The organism is Nonomuraea sp. NPDC049646, assembly GCF_044465525.1.
GTDB lineage: Bacteria > Actinomycetota > Actinomycetes > Streptosporangiales > Streptosporangiaceae > Nonomuraea.
Genome location: NZ_JBITLU010000043.1, coordinates 1,722 through 4,184, shown reverse-complemented (window position 1 = coordinate 4,184; position 2,463 = coordinate 1,722). Strand labels below are relative to the sequence as shown.

Sequence of the window (2,463 nt, the reverse complement as noted above, 5' to 3'; positions counted from 1 at the left end):
GGTCAAGTCCTCGGCCTATTAGTACCGGTCAGCTCCACACGTTACCATGCTTCCACCTCCGGCCTATCAACCCGGTCGTCTACCGGGAGCCTTACCCACTCACGTGGTGGGAGACCTCATCTCAAGGCGAGCTTCCCGCTTAGATGCTTTCAGCGGTTATCCCTTCCGAACGTAGCCAACCAGCCGTGCACCTGGCGGTACAACTGGCACACCAGAGGTTCGTCCGTCCCGGTCCTCTCGTACTAGGGACAGCCCCTTTCAAGTCTCCTGCGCGCGCAGCGGATAGGGACCGAACTGTCTCGCGACGTTCTAAACCCAGCTCGCGTACCGCTTTAATGGGCGAACAGCCCAACCCTTGGGACCTACTCCAGCCCCAGGATGCGACGAGCCGACATCGAGGTGCCAAACCATCCCGTCGATATGGACTCTTGGGGAAGATCAGCCTGTTATCCCCGGGGTACCTTTTAGCCGTTGAGCGACACCGCTTCCACACGCCGATGCCGGATCACTAGTCCCAGCTTTCGCTCCTGCTCGACCCGTCAGTCTCACAGTCAAGCTCCCTTGTGCACTTACACTCAACACCTGATTGCCAACCAGGCTGAGGGAACCTTTGGGCGCCTCCGTTACCCTTTAGGAGGCAACCGCCCCAGTTAAACTACCCACCAGACACTGTCCCCGATCCGGATCACGGACCAGAGTTAGACGTTCAAAACGACCAGAGTGGTATTTCACCAATGACTCCACCCGAACTAGCGTCCGAGCTTCCCAGTCTCCCACCTATCCTACACAAGACGCTCCAAACGCCAATGTCAAGCTGTAGTGAAGGTCCCGGGGTCTTTCCGTCCTGCTGCGCGTAACGAGCATCTTTACTCGTAGTGCAATTTCGCCGGGTCTGCGGTTGAGACAGCGGGGAAGTCGTTACGCCATTCGTGCAGGTCGGAACTTACCCGACAAGGAATTTCGCTACCTTAGGATGGTTATAGTTACCACCGCCGTTTACCGGCGCTTAAGTTCTCACCTTCGCTGTGTCACCACAACTAAGCGGTCCCCTTAACGTTCCGGCACCGGGCAGGCGTCAGTCCGTATACATCGTCTTACGACTTCGCACGGACCTGTGTTTTTAGTAAACAGTCGCTTCCCCCTGGCCACTGCGACCCCCACCAGCTCCGAGTGCAAGACTCATCACCAGCAGAGGTCCCCCTTCTCCCGAAGTTACGGGGGCAATTTGCCGAGTTCCTTAACCACAGTTCACCCGATCGCCTTAGTATTCTCTACCTGACCACCTGAGTCGGTTTAGGGTACGGGCCGCCACAACACTCGCTAGAGGCTTTTCTCGGCAGCATAGGATCATCCACTTCACCACAATCGGCTCGGCATCACATCTCAGGATACATGTGAGGCGGATTTGCCTACCTCACTCCCTACATGCTTACCCCAGGAACAACCATCGCCTGGGCTGGACTACCTTCCTGCGTCACCCCATCGCTTACCTACTACCCGATCGGATCGAGCGTTCACTCTGACCCCAAGCCCGAAGGCTTTAGGCGAGCTAAGGACTCTTAGCATCACGAGGTTCGATATGGGCGCGTTAAAGCGGGTACGGGAATATCAACCCGTTGTCCATCGACTACGCCTGTCGGCCTCGCCTTAGGTCCCGACTTACCCTGGGCGGATTAGCCTGCCCCAGGAACCCTTGGTCATCCGGCGCGAGGGTTTCTCACCCTCGATTCGCTACTCATGCCTGCATTCTCACTCGCACAGCCTCCACAACTAGATCACTCTGCTGCTTCGCCGGCTGCACGACGCTCCCCTACCCATCCAGCCCCGAAAGACTGAATGCCACGACTTCGGCGGTGTGCTTGAGCCCCGCTACATTGTCGGCGCAGAATCACTTGACCAGTGAGCTATTACGCACTCTTTCAAGGGTGGCTGCTTCTAAGCCAACCTCCTGGTTGTCTCTGCGACTCCACATCCTTTCCCACTTAGCACACGCTTAGGGGCCTTAGTCGGTGATCTGGGCTGTTTCCCTCTCGACTACGAACCTTATCGCCCGCAGTCTCACTGCCACGCTCTCACTTACCGGCATTCGGAGTTTGGCTGACGTCAGTAACCTTGTCGGGCCCATCGGCCATCCAGTAGCTCTACCTCCGGCAAGAAACACGCGACGCTGCACCTAAATGCATTTCGGGGAGAACCAGCTATCACGGAGTTTGATTGGCCTTTCACCCCTACACACAGGTCATCCCCCAGGTTTTCAACCCTGGTGGGTTCGGTCCTCCACCCAGTCTTACCTGAGCTTCAACCTGCCCATGCGTAGATCACTCCGCTTCGGGTCTACAGCATGCGACTCAAACGCCCTATTCAGACTCGCTTTCGCTACGGCTCCCCCACACGGGTTAACCTCGCCACACACCATAACTCGCAGGCTCATTCTTCAAAAGGCACGCAGTCACATCACACAAG

The 2,463-nt window shown here is 57.0% G+C and carries 1 rRNA gene (cut by a window edge); it reads right to left on the bottom strand.

The window, feature by feature from the left end:
• A 23S ribosomal RNA gene (locus ACIBQ8_RS51120) occupies positions 1-2,463 on the bottom strand; it runs 171 nt beyond the window's last position.